Below are 16863 nucleotides of genomic sequence, written 5' to 3'. Positions count from 1 at the left end.
AATGGTTTTCCATGACCACCGCAAAAAAGCTGGCGTTTGATCGGCGTGGATGGTAAGTGGTTGTTAAAAAAGAGATTTACCTCCGTTGAGAGGTGAACCTGGTGAGAATGTGTCTATGAAAACAGGTCTGTACCATCCCGAAGAATTCAAGGACAACTGTGGTTTTGGCCTGATCGCCCATATGACGGGCGTGCCGAGCCACCACCTTCTGCAAACTGCCATGCAGGCGTTGACGTGCATGACCCACCGCGGCGGCATCAATGCCGACGGCAAGACCGGTGACGGTTGCGGTCTGCTCATGCAGAAGCCCGATCAATTCCTGCGAGCCGTGGCCCAGGAGCACTTCGCTGTCGAGCTGCCCAAGCAGTACGCCGTCGGCATGGTGTTCTTCAACCAGGACCCGGTCAAAGCCGAAGCTGCCCGCGCCAACATGGACCGCGAGATCCTCGCCGCCGGCCTGAAACTGGTCGGCTGGCGCAAGGTGCCGATCGATACCAGCGTACTCGGCCGCCTGGCCCTGGAGCGCCTGCCGCAGATCGAGCAGGTGTTCATTGGCGGTGAAGGCCTGAGCGATCAGGAATTCGCCATCAAGCTGTTCAGCGCCCGTCGTCGTTCGTCGGTGGCCAACGCCCATGACGCCGACCACTACATCTGCAGCTTCTCGCACAAGACCATCATCTACAAAGGCCTGATGATGCCGCGCGATCTCGCGGCGTTTTACCCAGACCTGGGTGACGAGCGCCTGCAAACCGCGATCTGCGTGTTCCACCAGCGCTTCTCCACCAACACCCTGCCGAAATGGCCGCTGGCGCAGCCGTTCCGCTTCCTCGCCCACAACGGCGAGATCAACACCATCACCGGCAACCGCAACTGGGCCGTGGCTCGTCGCACCAAGTTCGCCAACGACCAGATCCCCGACCTCGAAGAGCTCGGCCCGCTGGTCAACCGCGTCGGTTCCGACTCGTCGAGCATGGACAACATGCTGGAGCTGATGGTTACCGGTGGCATCGACCTGTTCCGCGGCGTGCGCATGCTGGTACCGCCGGCATGGCAGAACGTCGAGACCATGGACGCCGACCTGCGCGCCTTCTACGAATACAACTCCATGCACATGGAACCGTGGGATGGCCCGGCCGGTATCGTCATGACCGAAGGCCGCCACGCGGTGTGCCTGCTCGACCGTAACGGTCTGCGCCCGGCGCGCTGGGTGACCACCACCAATGGCTACATCACCATCGCCTCGGAAATCGGCGTATGGGGCTATCAGCCTGAGGAAGTGCTGGCCAAGGGCCGTGTCGGCCCGGGCCAGATCCTTGCCGTGGACACCGAAACCGGCCAGATTCTCGACACCGACGCCATCGACAACCGCCTGAAGTCGCGGCACCCATACAAGCGCTGGTTGCGTCAGCACGCTACGCGTATCCAGGCGACACTGACCGACGACCAGGGCGTGGCCAGCTACGACGCTGACCAGCTCAAGCAATACATGAAGATGTTCCAGGTTACCTTCGAAGAGCGTGACCAGGTGCTGCGCCCGTTGGGTGAGCAGGGCCAGGAAGCCGTTGGTTCGATGGGTGACGACACGCCGATGGCCGTGCTGTCGCAGCGTGTGCGTTCGCCATACGACTTCTTCCGCCAGCAGTTCGCTCAGGTGACCAACCCGCCGATCGACCCGCTGCGCGAAGCGATCGTGATGTCGCTGGAAATCTGCCTGGGTGCCGAGCGCAACATCTTCCAGGAGTCCCCGGAGCACGCTTCGCGGGTGATCCTCAGCTCGCCGGTCATCTCGCCTGCCAAGTGGCGTTCGCTGATGAACCTGGAGCGCGAAGGCTTTGACCGCCAGCTGATCGACCTCAACTATGAGCAAAGCGTCGGCCTGGAAGCGGCCATCCGCAACATTGCCGACCAGGCCGAAGAAGCTGTGCGTGGGGGCAAGACCCAGCTGGTGCTGAGCGACCGTTATATCGCCCCGGGCAAGCTGCCGGTGCACGCTTCGCTGGCCGTGGGTGCCGTGCACCACCGCCTGACCGAAAAGGGTCTGCGTTGCGACAGCAACATCCTGGTGGAAACCGCTACCGCCCGTGATCCGCATCATTTCGCCGTGCTGCTGGGCTTCGGTGCCTCGGCCGTTTACCCGTACCTGGCGTATGAAGTACTGGCTGACCTGATTCGTACCGGCGAAGTGCTGGGCGACCTGGATGAAGTGTTCAAGTACTACCGCAAGGGTATCTCCAAGGGCCTGCTGAAGATCCTGTCGAAGATGGGGATCTCCACCATCGCTTCGTACCGCGGTGCACAGTTGTTCGAGGCCATCGGCCTGGCCGAGGAGGTGGTAGGCCTGAGCTTCAAGGGCGTGTCCAGCCGCATCAAGGGTGCGCGCTTCGAAGACCTGGAAAACGACCAGAAGCTGCTGGCGGCCGAAGCCTGGAGCGCGCGCAAGCCGATCCAGCAAGGCGGCCTGCTGAAGTTCGTCCACGGTGGCGAATACCACGCCTACAACCCGGACGTGGTCAACACCCTGCAAGCCGCCGTGCAGCAGGGCGACTACGCCAAGTTCAAGGAATACACCACGCTGGTGGACCAGCGCCCGGTGTCGATGATCCGTGACTTGCTCAAAGTGAAGGTGGCCGACCAGCCGCTGGCGCTGGAGCAGATCGAGCCGCTGGAGGCGATTCTCAAGCGCTTCGACTCGGCGGGTATCTCGCTGGGTGCACTGTCGCCGGAAGCTCACGAAGCGCTGGCTGAGGCCATGAACCGCCTGGGCGCGCGCTCCAACTCTGGTGAAGGCGGCGAAGACCCGTCGCGCTATGGCACCATCAAGAGCTCGAAGATCAAGCAGGTGGCCACCGGCCGTTTTGGTGTGACCCCGGAGTACCTGGTCAACGCCGAAGTGTTGCAGATCAAGGTTGCCCAGGGCGCCAAGCCTGGTGAGGGCGGCCAGTTGCCGGGCGGGAAGGTCAACGGCCTGATCGCCAAGCTGCGTTATGCGGTGCCGGGCGTGACCCTGATCTCGCCACCTCCACACCACGACATCTACTCGATCGAAGATCTGGCCCAGTTGATCTACGACCTCAAACAGGTCAACCCGCAGGCGCTGGTATCGGTCAAGCTGGTAGCCGAAGCGGGCGTGGGCACCATCGCCGCTGGTGTGGCCAAGGCCTATGCCGACCTGATCACCATCTCCGGTTACGACGGTGGTACCGGTGCTTCGCCGCTGACCTCGATCAAATACGCCGGCGCCCCTTGGGAGCTGGGCCTGGCGGAAACTCACCAGACCCTGCGCGGCAACGACCTGCGCGGCAAGGTGCGGGTGCAGACCGACGGCGGCCTGAAAACCGGCCTGGACGTGATCAAGGCGGCCATCCTCGGTGCCGAAAGCTTCGGCTTTGGTACCGCGCCAATGATTGCCCTGGGCTGCAAGTACCTGCGCATCTGCCACCTGAACAACTGCGCCACCGGCGTGGCCACCCAGAACGACAAGCTGCGCAAGGACCACTACATCGGCACCGTCGACATGGTGATCAACTTCTTCACCTTCGTCGCCGAAGAAACCCGCGAGTGGTTGGCCAAGCTGGGCGTGCGCAGCCTTGGTGAACTGATCGGCCGTACCGACCTGCTCGATGTGCTGCCAGGTGACACCGAACGCCAGCAGTACCTGGACCTGTCGCCGCTGCTGGGCAGCTCGCACATTCCGGCGGACAAACCGCAGTTCTGCGAAGTCGACAAGAACCCGCCGTTCGACCTGGGCGAGCTGGCCGAGAAGATGGTTGATATGGCCATGCCGGCCATCCGCGACCAGGCGGGTGGTGAGTTCAGCCTCGACATCTGCAACTGCGACCGCTCCATCGGTGCGCGTGTGTCGGGCGAAATCGCCCGCCTGCACGGCAACCAGGGCATGGCTGCGGCGCCGATCACCTTCCGCTTCAAGGGGACTGCGGGCCAGAGCTTTGGCGTGTGGAACGCTGGTGGCCTGAACCTGCACCTGGAAGGCGACGCCAACGATTACGTCGGCAAAGGCATGACCGGTGGCAAGGTCACCATCGTGCCGCCAGCCGGCAGCCCGTTCGAAACCCAGCACAGCGCCATCGTCGGCAACACCTGCCTGTACGGTGCCACTGGCGGCAAGCTGTTTGCCGCAGGTACTGCGGGCGAGCGCTTCGCTGTACGTAACTCCGGCGCCCATGCTGTTGTCGAGGGCACTGGCGATCACTGCTGTGAATACATGACCGGCGGCTTTGTCTGCGTTCTGGGCAAGACCGGTTACAACTTCGGTTCTGGCATGACTGGCGGCTTTGCCTACGTGCTCGACATGGACAATAGCTTCGTCGACAAGCTCAACCACGAGCTGGTGGAAATCCAGCGTATCAGTGGCGAAGCGATGGAGGCCTACCGTAGCCACCTGGCGCGTGTCCTTGCCGAGTATGTGGATGAGACCGGCAGCGCGTGGGGGCGTGAGCTCTCGGAGAACCTGGACGACTACGTGCGGCGCTTCTGGCTGGTCAAGCCGAAGGCAGCCAACCTGAAGCAGCTGTTGTCCAGCACCCGTGCCAACCCGCAGTAAAAACAGCTGCAAGTGGCAAGCCTCAAGCTGCAAGTAATGGCAGTACGAGGTTTGCCCGGCTTAAGTGATCGTCTTGCGGCTTGCAGCTTGTAGCTTGCAGCTGCTGTAAAGAGGTTTTGAAAAATGGCTGAACGTCTGAACAATGACTTCCAGTTCATCGAAGTGGGCCGAAAGGATCCGAAAAAAAAGCTGCTGCGCCAGCGCAAGAAGGAGTTCGTGGAAATCTACGAACCGTTCAAGCCGCAGCAGTCCGTAGAGCAGGCGCACCGCTGCCTGGGCTGCGGTAACCCGTATTGCGAGTGGAAGTGCCCGGTACACAACTTCATCCCCAACTGGTTGAAGCTGGTCTCCGAAGGCAACATCCTGGCCGCGGCGGAACTGTCGCACCAGACCAACACCCTGCCCGAAGTATGCGGCCGTGTTTGCCCGCAAGACCGCCTGTGCGAGGGTGCCTGCACCTTGAACGACGGCTTTGGCGCGGTGACCATCGGCTCGGTGGAGAAGTACATCACCGACACCGCCTTCGCCATGGGCTGGCGCCCGGACATGTCCAAGGTCAAGCCAACCGGTAAACGCGTCGCCATCATCGGCGCCGGCCCGGCGGGCCTGGGCTGCGCCGACGTCCTGGTGCGCGCTGGGGTAACCCCGGTGGTGTTCGACAAAAACCCTGAGATCGGCGGCCTGCTGACCTTTGGTATCCCCGAGTTCAAGCTGGAAAAGACCGTGCTCAGCAACCGCCGCGAAGTCTTCACCGGCATGGGTATCGAGTTCCGCCTGAACACCGAGGTGGGCAAGGACGTGACCATGGAACAGCTGCTCGCCGAGTACGATGCAGTGTTCATGGGCATGGGTACCTACACCTACATGAAGGGTGGCTTCCCGGGCGAGGACCTGCCGGGCGTGCATGACGCACTGGACTTCCTGATCGCCAACGTCAACCGCAACCTGGGCTTCGAGAAGTCGCCGGAAGACTTCGTCGACATGCAGGGTAAGAAAGTGGTGGTGCTGGGCGGTGGTGACACCGCGATGGACTGCAACCGTACCTCGATCCGTCAGGGTGCCAAGGCGGTGACCTGTGCTTATCGTCGTGACGAAGCCAACATGCCGGGTTCGCGCAAAGAGGTGAAGAACGCCAAGGAAGAGGGTGTGAAGTTCCTCTACAACCGCCAGCCCATTGCCATTGTGGGTGAGGACAAGGTCGAAGGCGTCAAAGTGGTCGAGACCCGCCTGGGCGAGCCTGATGCCCGTGGCCGCCGCAGCCCTGAGCCCATCCCGGGCTCCGAAGAGATCCTGCCGGCAGATGCCGTGGTGATCGCCTTCGGCTTCCGCCCGAGCCCGGCGCCATGGTTTGAGCAGCATGGCATTCAGCTGGACAGCCAGGGCCGTGTGGTTGCCCCGGAAAAGGGCAAGTTCAAGCACCAGACCAGCAACCCGAAAGTGTTCGCCGGTGGCGATATGGTGCGTGGTTCGGACCTGGTGGTGACTGCGATCTTCGAAGGGCGTACGGCCGCCGAGGGTATCCTCGACTACCTCGAAGTCTGATTGGCGACCTATTCGCGGGCATGCTCGCTCCCGCAGGTTTAAGCGCAGAACCTGAGGGAGCGGGCATGCCCGCGAAGCTTTTGTATACAAAAACGCTTGATCTGTGGCATCCAATAGACAAAACACATGGCCATGGCCGTGCCTTTTGCGCTGGTGTCTGAGAAAATGCCCGCACTATTTTTCCGGATGCCGACATGACTGCCCTGAAGAACGATCGTTTCCTGCGTGCACTGCTCAAGCAACCTGTAGACGTCACCCCTGTGTGGATGATGCGCCAGGCCGGCCGCTACCTGCCGGAGTACCGCGCCAGCCGCGCCAAGGCCGGTGACTTCATGAGCCTGTGCATGAACCCGCAGTTCGCCTGCGAGGTCACCCTGCAGCCGCTGGACCGCTACCCGCTGGACGCGGCGATCCTGTTCTCGGACATTCTCACCATTCCCGATGCCATGGGCCTGGGCCTGTACTTCGAAACCGGCGAAGGCCCGCGTTTCAAGAAGGTCATCAGCACTCCGGCCGACATCGAAGCGCTGCCAGTCCCGGACCCACAGAAAGACCTTGGCTACGTGATGGACGCGGTCAGCACCATTCGCCGTGAGCTCAATGGCCGTGTGCCACTGATCGGCTTCTCCGGCAGCCCGTGGACCCTGGCCACCTACATGGTCGAAGGCGGCTCGTCGAAAGACTTCCGCAAGACCAAGGCCATGGCCTACGACAACCCGCAAGCCCTTCACCTGCTGCTGGACAAGCTGGCCCAGTCGGTCACCAGCTACCTTAACGGCCAGATTCTGGCCGGCGCCCAGGCCGTGCAGATCTTCGACACCTGGGGCGGCAACCTGTCGGCGGCGGCCTACCAGGAGTTCTCACTGGCCTACATGCGCAAGATCGTCAGCGGCCTGATCCGCGAGCACGAAGGGCGTAAGGTGCCGGTGATCCTGTTCACCAAGAACGGCGGCTTGTGGCTGGAAAGCATTGCCGAAGCCGGTGCTGACGCGCTGGGCCTGGACTGGACCTGCGAGATCGGCGACGCCCGTCGCCGTGTGGGTGACAAGGTGGCGCTGCAAGGCAACATGGACCCGACCGTGCTGTACGCCAAGCCTGAAGCCATTCGCAAGGAAGTGGCGCGCATCCTGGCCAGTTATGGCCACGGTACTGGCCATGTGTTCAACCTTGGTCATGGTATTACCCCGGAAGTTGACCCGGAGCATGCCGGTGTGTTCATCAATGCTGTGCACGAGCTGTCGGCGCAGTACCACCAGTGACTTGATGCACTGCTCAGTAAACCCGGCTTCGATGCCGGGTTTTTTGTGCATTAAGTTTTAATTCAGCGATCGTCGTTAATCTGGTCCCATCGAAACCGAAACAGGACCCAATCCTCATGAAAACCCATTATCTCGCACTGATCCTCGTCCCGCTGTTCAGTACCGCTGCCCTTGCTGGCAGCTATACGGGCCCTGGTGCCCAGCCAGTTTCCACAGTGGCTGCCGCCAACGATGCCGCCGATGATACTCCGGTGGTGCTGCAGGGGTTCGTGACCAAAAAGATCAATAACGACGACAAGTACGAGTTCAAGGATGACACGGGCACCATAACCGTCGAGATTGACGATGAAGATCTCCCGCAGACACCGTTCAACGAAAAAACCAAGGTCAAACTGACTGGTGAGGTGGAGAAGCACCTGATGAGCAGGGAGGTCGATGTAGATGTTGTCGAACTCCTCACCCCGGTTGGGCGATAGCAGCGCGTGTAACGAGCTAATTCCTACATATTGATCCCTGGCGCGTAAATAGACTGGGCCACTCAGTCGGGCTTGCTGGTGCAAGTCCATTACGCCGGGGGGCATCATGAGTACAACAAAGAATGTGCGAAGGCTGTTGGCTACCAGTGTGTGGGTAGCAATGGCCGGTGCGGGTATACAGGGACAATTGGCCTATGCCCATGGTTATACCAGCGAGCCGCCTTCGCGCGCCTACGCCTGTCGCTTGGGGCAAAATACCGAGTGCGGGGCAGCGACGTACGAGCCCCAGTCAGTCGGAGAAACCGTTAAAGGATTCCCTGCACGTGGCCCTGTCGACGGCAAACTCGCCAGTGGTGGAGAGCGAGGTGACTTTGCTCCGCTTGACGAACAGTCTGCCAATCGTTGGCACCTGACCACTATCAAGCAGCGCGACATTACCTTCGAGTGGCATTACACCGAAGGGCACAAGACAACCGGTTGGGAATACTTCATCACCAAGGCCGGTTGGAATCCCAATTCACCCTTGGCACGCGATGCGTTCGAGTTGACGCCTTTCTGCAAGGTAGATGGCCACGGCAAGCCTGCGCGCGGCGAAGGTCAACCCACCGTCGGGCCATCGCCGGTCAAGCATCAGTGCACCTTGCCGGCAGACAGGTCGGGGCACCATGTCATCATGGGTGTCTGGACTGTCGATGATACGGCCGCTGCGTTTTACAACGTGATGGATGTGGATATCCAAACTGATGGCGGCCCTGTTCCGCAATGGCCAAAAGTAGGCGCCATCAACCCACATCGGGACTTGCAGATTGGCGACAAGGTGAAGGCCCGTGCGTTCGTGGCGGGCTCAGAGAGCGCGCCTTACAGCGTGAGTATTACCATCGAGAACGCTGAAGAAGGCCTTGCACCCAACTGGTCGTACAAGCTCGCCACGCGTATCAATGAAAGCCAGTCGCTGGTACAGGCAGGTCAACCCGATCAAGAAGGCAATATCACGCCGGTACAGGGCGCCAACAATATCTATGCAAAGCCTGAGACAGGTATCAGCAGCTATCAGTTGGACTTCGAAGGCGTGCCTTCGGATGACAGCTATCTGCACCTGCATGATCTCAAGTCGGAATATACCCTGACTGATGGAAAGGCGGCGCTGGACTTCACGGTGATGACCAACCGTAACTTGCAGGTGAGTGCGCGACTGTACGATTCAGCCAACCAGCAGGTCGGCTTCGTCCGTCAGCAAGTGGATGCCACCACCAGCCCGATTTCTCTGCCGGTAGCCAGTGTTGAAGGCGAGCACCTGCTCAAGGTTGTCGGTGTCAATAAAACCGGGCGCATATTGCTTCAGGAAGAGCGCAAGGTTCAGTTGAAGGCGGCCGGGGGTGAAGGCTACGACTTCGAATTCCCGCAATCGCTTGCCAGTTACAAGGCAGGAACTCGCGTCCTGCAACCGAAAACTGGCGAGGTGTTCGAGTGCAAGCCATTCCCGTATGAAGGCTGGTGCAAGATCTATTCGGAAAGTGCCAGTCAGTATGAGCCAGGTGTGGGCAGCAACTGGCAAGACGCCTGGATCAAACGCTAAGGAGATCTGGCCTGGCAGCCTGAGTTGGGCTGCCGGGTCAGGCTCGGGACTTTTCGATGTCGCAAGATAAATATGCTTGGCAACAGGTTGTGTTGCACTGGATCTCTGCCCTGATTATCGGTTGGGCGCTGGCGAGTGGTTTCTATGTTTCCCTGGTTGAGGTCCAACCCTCCAGCGCTGACTTCATCGGCTTCGTGAATGTTGGGCTGACCACGCTTTTTATCCCGGTTTTTCTCATGCGTTGGCTGCTTCGCGTGTGCATGGCCAGGCCAGGCGCGGTACACCAGAGTGTCGCCGGGCGCCGGGTAGCTCATTTCGTCCATGAAGGGCTGTACTGGCTCACGGCATTGGTTCTGCTGACCGGTGTGCTGATGATGGACCGACCGATCGAGGTGTTCGGCTGGTTTGCCATAGCGCCCTTGCTGGTTGACCCTTCATGGCTGGATGCCTGGCGCAAGTTGCACGTTGCAGCAAGTACGTTGCTTGCTGGCGCCATGTTGCTGCATGTCGTAGCGGTGGTAATGCACGAACTTTCGGGTCGACGCATCATTCGGCGGATGTTGCCTTGAGTCGATGAAACGGTTGGGGCATTGGGCCTGGGCGGCGATACCTGTGATGACGATGGTGGCGCTGGGCATCCGCGAAACGGCACGGCCATGGTCGTTTGAACCTGAAGTGCCCGAAGGTTTCGCCCACAGCGCACCTTTGGAAAAGCCGCTCTCCACGGCATCACTGGTCCTGGCCTTCGGTCTCAGCTCGCCTGACGGGCAACCTACGGGCCGGGCTGATCTGGTGCTCAAGGCATGCTTCATTCCCAGCCGTGGCGAAGCGCGTGCGCTTGTGGGCAGCCGGGACGGTGACGCCCTCTATCGGGTAGGCGACCGGTTGCCGGACGGGAGCGTTGTGCGCCGTATCGAGGTGCGCAGCATCACGCTCTGGGACGGCAGCGTCGAACAAAGCGTGGCGATGTCCGGCAGCCGCCCCAGTATATTCCTTACCTCTGGCAGCGCGGCTGTGGCTGGCCCTGCTCCAGCAGATCCACCCCGCTTGTTGCGGGAGGTGCAATGACTTTACAACGCTATTTGCAGGTTGCCTTGGTCGGCACTTGCCTGTCTGTGGCCGGCACGTTGGCATTGGCAGATACTGCAACCTGGCAGTTGGCGATGAGCGATGCCGATGTGCGCGATGTCGTACGGGAAGTCGGGGCGATTCTGGATCAGACGATCGTGCTCGACCCTCGCGTGCAGGGGCGTATCACCGTGCTATCGAATGAGCCGCATGATCGCGAGGGCGTTCGCCGGCTGTTTTATTCGGTATTGAATGCGCAGGGTTTTGCAGCGGTGAACGATGGCGACCGCTTGCTGGTGCTTCCAGCCAGCGAAGCCAAGGTCTGGGCGAACCAGCAAGCCGACGCGATCCCGGCTGCCTTCACCACGCGGGTGTTCAGCCTGTCGGGCAGCATTTCCGCCGATCTGGCGGGCTTGCTGCGGCCGCTGGTATCGAGCAATGGCTACATTGGCCCGTCCAGTTCTGCCAATGCCTTGGTGGTTACCGACTCGGCTGCGAACCTGGACCGCTTGCAAGCCTTGGTGGCACAACTGGACAGCGGTCAGCGACATGACTATGAACTGGTGACGTTGCGTACGGCACAGGCTGCTGAAGTGTTGCCTGTCGTCGAAGCATCGGCCGGTGGCCCCGATAGCGGTGTACGGGTGCTTGCAGATGTGCGCGGTAATCGCCTGCTTGTTCTCGGCCCGGAAAAGTCCCGGCAACGTATGGCGCAGCTGGCCCGAGACCTGGATGTGGCGGCACCGGCCTCTTCGCAAAACTGGCGGGTGGTGCGCCTTCAGCATGGCAATGCCGAGCAGTTGGCCGAGGTACTGAACGATGTAGGCAAGCAACTGGATGGCAAGGCCTATAGCGAGAGCCCGGCGCCGGCGTTGGCGGCTGGGGTAATGGTCAAGGCCGATGCCAGTCAGAATGCGCTGCTGCTGTTGGGGGAGCCACGCATGCTCGACAATGTGGCGCAAATGATCGAGCAGTTGGACCAGCCCCGCGCGCAGGTGCTGATACATGCAGCCATTGTCGAAGTCAGCGGGGATATCAACGAAGCCCTGGGCCTGCAGTGGGGCGTCGATACCGGCAGCCTGAAAGGCGGCGTGACCTTCCCCGACAGCGGGGCTGCTTTCGCTGATCTGTTCGACGCGGACAAACTGTTGCCCAGCGGCGCAGCGCTGGCCATCGGGTCGGACAGGTTTGGCCTGCTGGTGTCGGCTCTGGCCAGCAACAGCCGAAGCAACCTGCTTTCCACGCCCAGCCTGCTTACGCTGGACAACCAGGAAGCGCAGATTCTGGTGGGCCAGAATGTACCGTTCAAGACCGGCTCCTATACCACTTCCGGCAGCGGCGCGGACAACCCGTTTACAACCGTGGAACGCAAGGATATCGGTATCAGCCTCAAGGTTCGCCCGCATATCAATGAGGGCCGGAGCCTACGCCTGGAGGTCGAGCAGGAAAGCTCCGAACTCGCCCCCAGCACCGTCGAAGGCGACCTGATCACCAGCAAGCGAACGCTCAAGAGCACCATCCTTGCCGCCGATGGCGAGATCATCGTGATCGGAGGGTTGATAAAGGACAGCGTGCGTACCGAGCAGCGAGGGGTGCCACTGTTGAGCCGCATACCGCTGATAGGCGGGCTTTTCCGCTGGAGCCGGGACATTCAGGAGAAGACCAACCTGATGGTCTTCCTGCGGCCTACCCTTTTACGTACCCAGGCTGAACTGATCGATTCGGGGCGCCGCGCTTACCGTGATGTGCACTCAGCCGATCCGCAGCGTATGCCTCGGGAGGCCCGCGAGCTGTTCGAAACCCGGCCTGTCCCTACCCGGGAGCCTGGCTCTTGAACCCTGAACTCTCATTCGGCTTTGCCCGGCGCCACGGCATTCTGCTGGACCGGCAGGCGGCAGAACCGGCCGTTTTGATGCGCGACAGCGCCTCGCTGCAGGTGCTTTCTGAGGTGTTGCGCGTGACAGGCAGTCACTGGCCGCTGCGTCTGGTCGATGAAGGGCATTTTGCCGAGCGCCTTGCTGCTTGCTATGGCGGTACTCAGGACGCTGCCCATACCGTCATCCAGGGGCTGGATGAGCAGATTGACTTGCCACGCCTGGCGCAAGACTTGCCGCAGTCATGCGACCTGCTCGACCAGCAAGGGGACGCGCCGATTATCCGCTTGCTCAATGCCTTGCTCAGCGAGGCAGTCAGGTCGCGCGCCTCGGATATCCACTTGGAAACCTTCGAACAACAGTTGCGGGTACGCATGCGTATCGATGGCGTCATGCGTGAGGTCCTGTCGCCGCCACGGGCGCTGGCGGCGCTGCTGGTGTCGCGTATCAAGGTCATGGCGCGACTGGATATCGCCGAAAAGCGTGTGCCCCAGGATGGCCGCATCAGCTTGCGCCTGGCAGGCCATGAGGTGGATGTGCGGGTGTCGACGTTGCCCGCTGCTCACGGCGAGCGCGTTGTGCTGCGGTTGCTGGACAAGCAGGCAGTGCGCCTGGATATCCAGCACATGCAAATGGAGGCTTCGGTGAGCAAGGCCTTCCTCGCCATGCTGGACAGGCCAAATGGCATCTTCCTGGTGACAGGACCAACCGGGTCCGGCAAGACCACAACGCTTTATACGGCGCTTTCGGTGCTTAACCGGGAGTCCCGCAACATTCTTACTGTCGAGGATCCGATCGAATATCACCTGCCCGGCATAGGCCAGACCCAGGTCAACACCAAGGTGGACATGACCTTCGCCCGAGGTCTTCGGGCGATACTTCGCCAAGATCCGGACGTTGTGATGGTGGGCGAAATTCGTGACCGTGAAACTGCCGATATTGCCGTGCAGGCATCTCTGACCGGGCATCTGGTGCTCTCGACCTTGCATACCAACAGCGCTTTGGGGGCCATCACGCGGCTGGCGGACATGGGCGTTGATACCTGCCTGCTGGCTACTTCCCTTGCCGGCGTCATGGCTCAGCGGCTGGTGCGGGTGCTGTGCCCGCATTGCAAGGCTGCTTGTGTGGTCGATGATGCCATGGCCAGTGCCCTGGGCTACCCCAAGGAGCTGCCGACGCATGTCTATCAGGCGGTGGGGTGTGAACAGTGTCAGCAGGGCTACAGCGGCCGCCTGGCGTTACACGAGATGGTTGTCGTCGATGAACAGTTGGCCCAGGCGATTCACGCCCGGGCGTCACAAGCGACCATGCGCGAAATAGTCCGTGGCGACTCAGCCAGCCTGTTTCAGCATGGCGTGCAAAGGGTCTGTATGGGACAGACCAGCGCCGCAGAACTTTTGCGCGTGACTGGCCAGGACTGAGCATGGCGGTTTTCAGCTTCATCGCACGGAACAATAGCGGCGTTCGTCAGCGCGGCTGCATAGAGGCCAGTAGTGCGCAACAGGCCCGGCAGCAGCTGCGTGATCAGGGCCTGTTCGTGCTCAAGGTCAAAGCGGCCAGGCAGTCTTCATTTTCCATCGTGCCCGTGCGCAGGCGATTGACGCTTGCCCGGCGGTGCCTGTTGACGCGTCAACTGTCGACCCTTTTGCAGGCGGGCGTGCCGCTGACCGAGGCGCTACAGGCGGTGGCTGCCCAGAACGGTCAACGGCAGGTCCGGCAGGTGTTGCTCGGGGTCGCTGAGCGGGTAGTGGAAGGCAATACGTTTGCAGATGCACTGGCGCACTACCCATTGGCATTCCCGGTTGTCTACCGCGCAACCATAGCTGCTGCAGAGCGCTCCGGGTACCTGGCTGCCGTGCTTGAACGGTTGGCCGAGCATGGCGAACATCAGCAGGCGTTACGCCAGAGGGTACAGCTGGCGATGGCCTATCCCGTGATCCTGATGGTGGTATCGCTGTTGGTGGTGGGGTTTCTGCTCGGTTATGTAGTACCGGACGTTGTTCAGGCATTCAGTCGTGACCACGCCCAACTTCCGCTGGCGACACGGATATTGATCGCGCTCAGTGACGCGGCCGGGCGCTATGGGGTGATCGCAGTGCTGGTGCTGGCTGCGTTGATCGCATCGATTGCCCTGGCACTTCACCACCCCGCACGCAAACGGCAATGGCATGCCCTGGCATTGCAGTTGCCCGGCTATGCCGAATTCGTTCGCACCCGTGAAGCCGCCCGCTTCGTCAGTACCCTGGCAATTCTTGGCCGTAGTGGCGTCGTGCTCGTGGAAGCCATGAGCATTGGCGCGGGGGTAGTCGGCAATCTGGTGCTACGGGAACGCTTGCTGACTGCCGTGCGCGAAGTAGCCGAAGGTGCAACGCTGGCCAGCAGTCTGGCGCGCAGTAAAACCCTGCCTGCGCTCATGTTGCACATGATTGCCAGTGGTGAGCGAGCAGGGGAGCTGGACAGCATGCTCGAGCGCGCTGCCGACCTTCAGGAAAAGCACCTGGCAGGTCGTATCTCGTTACTGGTCAGCCTGTGCGAGCCCCTGATGCTGCTGGTGATGGGGGGCATCGTGCTGTTCATCGTCCTGGCCATTCTGCTGCCTATTCTCAACCTCAACCAACTGGTCAACTGACATGCTCAATGGCTCTGCACGTCACTCGCAACGTGGCTTCACCCTTATCGAAATCATGGTCGTAGTCATCATCCTCGGTGTACTCGGAGCGTTGGTGCTGCCCAATGTCATGAGCCGCCCGGACCATGCCAAGGTCACGGCGGCGCGCACCGATATTCAGTCCATTTCCACTGCACTGGAGATCTACCGGCTGGATAACGGGCGTTATCCGACCACGGCTCAAGGCCTCGAAGCGCTGGTTCGGCGCCCAAGCGTGGGGCCTCTGCCGCGTCAGTGGAACGCCCAGGGCTATCTCAAGCGCGCTGCGTCAGACCCTTGGGGGGCGCCTTACCGGTACGCAAGCCCCGGAGTGCGCTCGGGCCAGGGCTATGACCTGTACTCGTTAGGTGCCGATGGCCAAGCGGGTGGTGAAGGCTTGGATACAGACATCGGTAACTGGGACGAATGATCCGGCGCCGCTCCCAGGGTTTTACCCTCCTTGAATTGCTGTTGGTACTGGTACTGGCGGGTATCGTCATGGGCATGAGCGGGTTGATGGTCGGGCACGATCCGCAACGGACCGCACGCCAGGAGGCCGGGCTGTTCCTGCAGGTGGTTCAACAGGCCAGGCAGCGAGCAGTGCTCGAGGGGCAGACCCTGGGTATTCGCATCGACACTGACGGATACCAGTTGATGTTGCGTACGGGGCAAACCTGGATGCCGACGGGGCAGCGCCGTAGTTTGAGCCTGAGCCTGCGGCTGGAGATCGACGGGTTGCCGGCAGGGCTTTCGAGGCACGGCGAAACAGCACAACTCACGTTTGCCAGCAACGATGAGTACACCCCGTTCCTGTTGTATTTCCTTGAGGCAGGTGTGCGGCTTGCCCATGTATCGAGCGATGGCCTGAATGACCCCCAGCTTCACCTCTGAACGCGGATTCACGTTGCTGGAAGTGCTGGTGGCGTTGGCGATCTTTGCAGTATTGGCTGCGGCCGTGACTGCCGCCAGCCAGCACGTGTTGGTGCAAACGCAGGGTGCCCATGACCGGTTGTTCGCAAGTTGGATCGCTGATAACCGTTTGACGGAGCTTGGCCTTAACCCACTGCCCGTTGCAGGGCAACGCGCCGAGACAGTCGTTTTTGGCCAGCGTACCTGGTTCGTGCGGGAGTCGATGCATCACCTGGCCGATGTGGGGTTGATCGAAGTATCCATCACTGTGGGGCTGGCTGCAGATCGCACAGTGCTCCACCAGGCCACGGGCTGGCTGGAGGGTGGCAATGCTCTGCCATGAAAGCAAAACAGCGGGCCGCCAGCGGGGCTTCACCCTGCTGGAGCTGTTGCTGGCCATTGCCGTATTTGCCCTGCTGGCTCAAGGGACGAGCCAGTTGGTGGCAGCAGTGTTACAGACGGATACGGTACGTCAGCCCCAGGCCGCTGAACTGCGAGCCCTTGGCCGGGCGATGAGCGTAATGCAGCGAGATGCCTTGCAGGGTTATTGGCATGCGGGCAAGGCAAAGGGCAGCGGTCATGGCGTGACGCTGGAAAAGCATCGGGTGAGCTGGGTACTGGGAGCGGAGCGTGACAGCCAGCCGTTACCACGCAGCGATCTGAGAGTCGTGGAGTATTGGTTGGCGGAAGGTGTGCTGTGGCGCCAACGCCGCGGGCTGGAAAATGGCCAGGGCCAGCCTCAGCGCCTGTTGGAGGGGGTTGTCGAGTTGCGTTGGCGCATGCATGCAGCCGGTGTGGGCTGGCAGCCCGAGTGGCCATCGGTCCACACCCGGCAACCACCGCAGGCGCTTGAGGTAATGTTGTCGACCAAACGATTGCAGGCGATACGCCGCGTGCTGCCGCTGGCCGGGGGCACTCTGTGAAAAGCGCGCAGCAGCGTGGCCTGGCGCT

General features: G+C 61.2%; 14 protein-coding genes. All 14 read left to right on the top strand.

The window, feature by feature from the left end; all coding sequences use genetic code 11:
• Positions 1–115 precede the first annotated feature (115 nt).
• Positions 116–4561: a glutamate synthase large subunit gene (gltB, locus tag ACF8EA_RS07150; protein WP_252460691.1), complete on the top strand. Its 4446-nt coding sequence runs from the start codon at positions 116–118 to the stop codon at positions 4559–4561.
• 123 nt (positions 4562–4684) lie between these two features.
• On the top strand, positions 4685–6103 hold the full coding sequence (locus tag ACF8EA_RS07145) for an FAD-dependent oxidoreductase (RefSeq protein ID WP_003249156.1): 1419 nt from the start codon (positions 4685–4687) through the stop codon (positions 6101–6103).
• A 194-nt stretch (positions 6104–6297) separates the two neighbouring features.
• A complete protein-coding gene (hemE, locus tag ACF8EA_RS07140) occupies positions 6298–7362 on the top strand; it encodes a uroporphyrinogen decarboxylase (RefSeq protein WP_101196373.1) in 1065 nt (354 codons plus the stop codon).
• Positions 7363–7478: 116 nt separating this feature from the next.
• A complete protein-coding gene (locus tag ACF8EA_RS07135) occupies positions 7479–7838 on the top strand; it encodes a YgiW/YdeI family stress tolerance OB fold protein (protein ID WP_021783682.1) in 360 nt (119 codons plus the stop codon).
• 106 nt (positions 7839–7944) lie between these two features.
• On the top strand, positions 7945–9414 hold the full coding sequence (gbpA, locus tag ACF8EA_RS07130) for an N-acetylglucosamine-binding protein GbpA (protein WP_392521374.1): 1470 nt from the start codon (positions 7945–7947) through the stop codon (positions 9412–9414).
• Between the two features lie 56 nt (positions 9415–9470).
• Positions 9471–9983 carry a cytochrome b/b6 domain-containing protein gene (locus tag ACF8EA_RS07125; protein ID WP_392521372.1) on the top strand — a complete coding sequence of 171 codons (513 nt, stop codon included), beginning with the start codon at positions 9471–9473 and terminating at the stop codon, positions 9981–9983.
• A 46-nt stretch (positions 9984–10029) separates the two neighbouring features.
• Entirely contained in the window at positions 10030–10482 is a 453-nt protein-coding gene (locus tag ACF8EA_RS07120) for a hypothetical protein (protein WP_392521371.1), read from the top strand.
• On the top strand, positions 10479–12317 hold the full coding sequence (gspD, locus tag ACF8EA_RS07115) for a type II secretion system secretin GspD (protein ID WP_392521369.1): 1839 nt from the start codon (positions 10479–10481) through the stop codon (positions 12315–12317). The genes ACF8EA_RS07120 and gspD overlap by 4 nt, the downstream gene beginning before the upstream one ends.
• Positions 12314–13777 (top strand): type II secretion system ATPase GspE, encoded by a 1464-nt coding sequence (gene gspE, locus ACF8EA_RS07110; RefSeq protein ID WP_392521367.1) that lies wholly within the window; start codon positions 12314–12316, stop codon positions 13775–13777. The genes gspD and gspE overlap by 4 nt, the downstream gene beginning before the upstream one ends.
• A 2-nt stretch (positions 13778–13779) precedes the next feature.
• Positions 13780–14985, top strand: coding sequence for a type II secretion system inner membrane protein GspF (gspF, locus tag ACF8EA_RS07105; protein WP_392521365.1), 1206 nt, complete (start codon positions 13780–13782; stop codon positions 14983–14985).
• Between the two features lies 1 nt (position 14986).
• The gene (gene gspG / locus ACF8EA_RS07100; protein ID WP_392521364.1) at positions 14987–15433 is read left to right on the top strand and encodes a type II secretion system major pseudopilin GspG; all 447 of its coding nucleotides are present in this window, start codon (positions 14987–14989) and stop codon (positions 15431–15433) included.
• Positions 15430–15894, top strand: coding sequence for a type II secretion system minor pseudopilin GspH (gspH, locus tag ACF8EA_RS07095; RefSeq protein ID WP_252460677.1), 465 nt, complete (start codon positions 15430–15432; stop codon positions 15892–15894). The genes gspG and gspH overlap by 4 nt, the downstream gene beginning before the upstream one ends.
• The gene (gspI, locus tag ACF8EA_RS07090; RefSeq protein WP_392521363.1) at positions 15872–16255 is read left to right on the top strand and encodes a type II secretion system minor pseudopilin GspI; all 384 of its coding nucleotides are present in this window, start codon (positions 15872–15874) and stop codon (positions 16253–16255) included. Before gspH ends, gspI begins: the two co-directional genes overlap by 23 nt.
• On the top strand, positions 16242–16835 hold the full coding sequence (gspJ, locus tag ACF8EA_RS07085) for a type II secretion system minor pseudopilin GspJ (RefSeq protein ID WP_392521361.1): 594 nt from the start codon (positions 16242–16244) through the stop codon (positions 16833–16835). Before gspI ends, gspJ begins: the two co-directional genes overlap by 14 nt.
• Positions 16836–16863 lie beyond the last annotated feature (28 nt).

Origin of the sequence: Pseudomonas sp. YQ_5 (assembly GCF_043103305.1) — a bacterium.
Lineage (GTDB): Bacteria > Pseudomonadota > Gammaproteobacteria > Pseudomonadales > Pseudomonadaceae > Aquipseudomonas > Aquipseudomonas putida_Y.
The sequence above is the reverse complement of the archived record's forward strand: the minus strand, read 5'-3'. Positions and strand labels throughout refer to the sequence as shown.

Excerpts from the sequence above, each read along its gene's own strand:
- gltB (WP_252460691.1), top strand. The coding sequence starts at position 116 with ATGAAAACAGGTCTGTACCATCCCGAAGAATTCAAGGACAACTGTGGT.
- hemE (WP_101196373.1), top strand. The coding sequence starts at position 6,298 with ATGACTGCCCTGAAGAACGATCGTTTCCTGCGTGCACTGCTCAAGCAA.
- gspD (WP_392521369.1), top strand. The coding sequence starts at position 10,479 with ATGACTTTACAACGCTATTTGCAGGTTGCCTTGGTCGGCACTTGCCTG.
- gspG (WP_392521364.1), top strand. The coding sequence starts at position 14,987 with ATGCTCAATGGCTCTGCACGTCACTCGCAACGTGGCTTCACCCTTATC.
- gbpA (WP_392521374.1), top strand. The coding sequence starts at position 7,945 with ATGAGTACAACAAAGAATGTGCGAAGGCTGTTGGCTACCAGTGTGTGG.
- gspF (WP_392521365.1), top strand. The coding sequence starts at position 13,780 with ATGGCGGTTTTCAGCTTCATCGCACGGAACAATAGCGGCGTTCGTCAG.
- gspH (WP_252460677.1), top strand. The coding sequence starts at position 15,430 with ATGATCCGGCGCCGCTCCCAGGGTTTTACCCTCCTTGAATTGCTGTTG.
- gspJ (WP_392521361.1), top strand. The coding sequence starts at position 16,242 with ATGCTCTGCCATGAAAGCAAAACAGCGGGCCGCCAGCGGGGCTTCACC.
- ACF8EA_RS07145 (WP_003249156.1), top strand. The coding sequence starts at position 4,685 with ATGGCTGAACGTCTGAACAATGACTTCCAGTTCATCGAAGTGGGCCGA.
- ACF8EA_RS07135 (WP_021783682.1), top strand. The coding sequence starts at position 7,479 with ATGAAAACCCATTATCTCGCACTGATCCTCGTCCCGCTGTTCAGTACC.
- ACF8EA_RS07125 (WP_392521372.1), top strand. The coding sequence starts at position 9,471 with ATGTCGCAAGATAAATATGCTTGGCAACAGGTTGTGTTGCACTGGATC.
- gspI (WP_392521363.1), top strand. The coding sequence starts at position 15,872 with ATGACCCCCAGCTTCACCTCTGAACGCGGATTCACGTTGCTGGAAGTG.
- ACF8EA_RS07120 (WP_392521371.1), top strand. The coding sequence starts at position 10,030 with ATGACGATGGTGGCGCTGGGCATCCGCGAAACGGCACGGCCATGGTCG.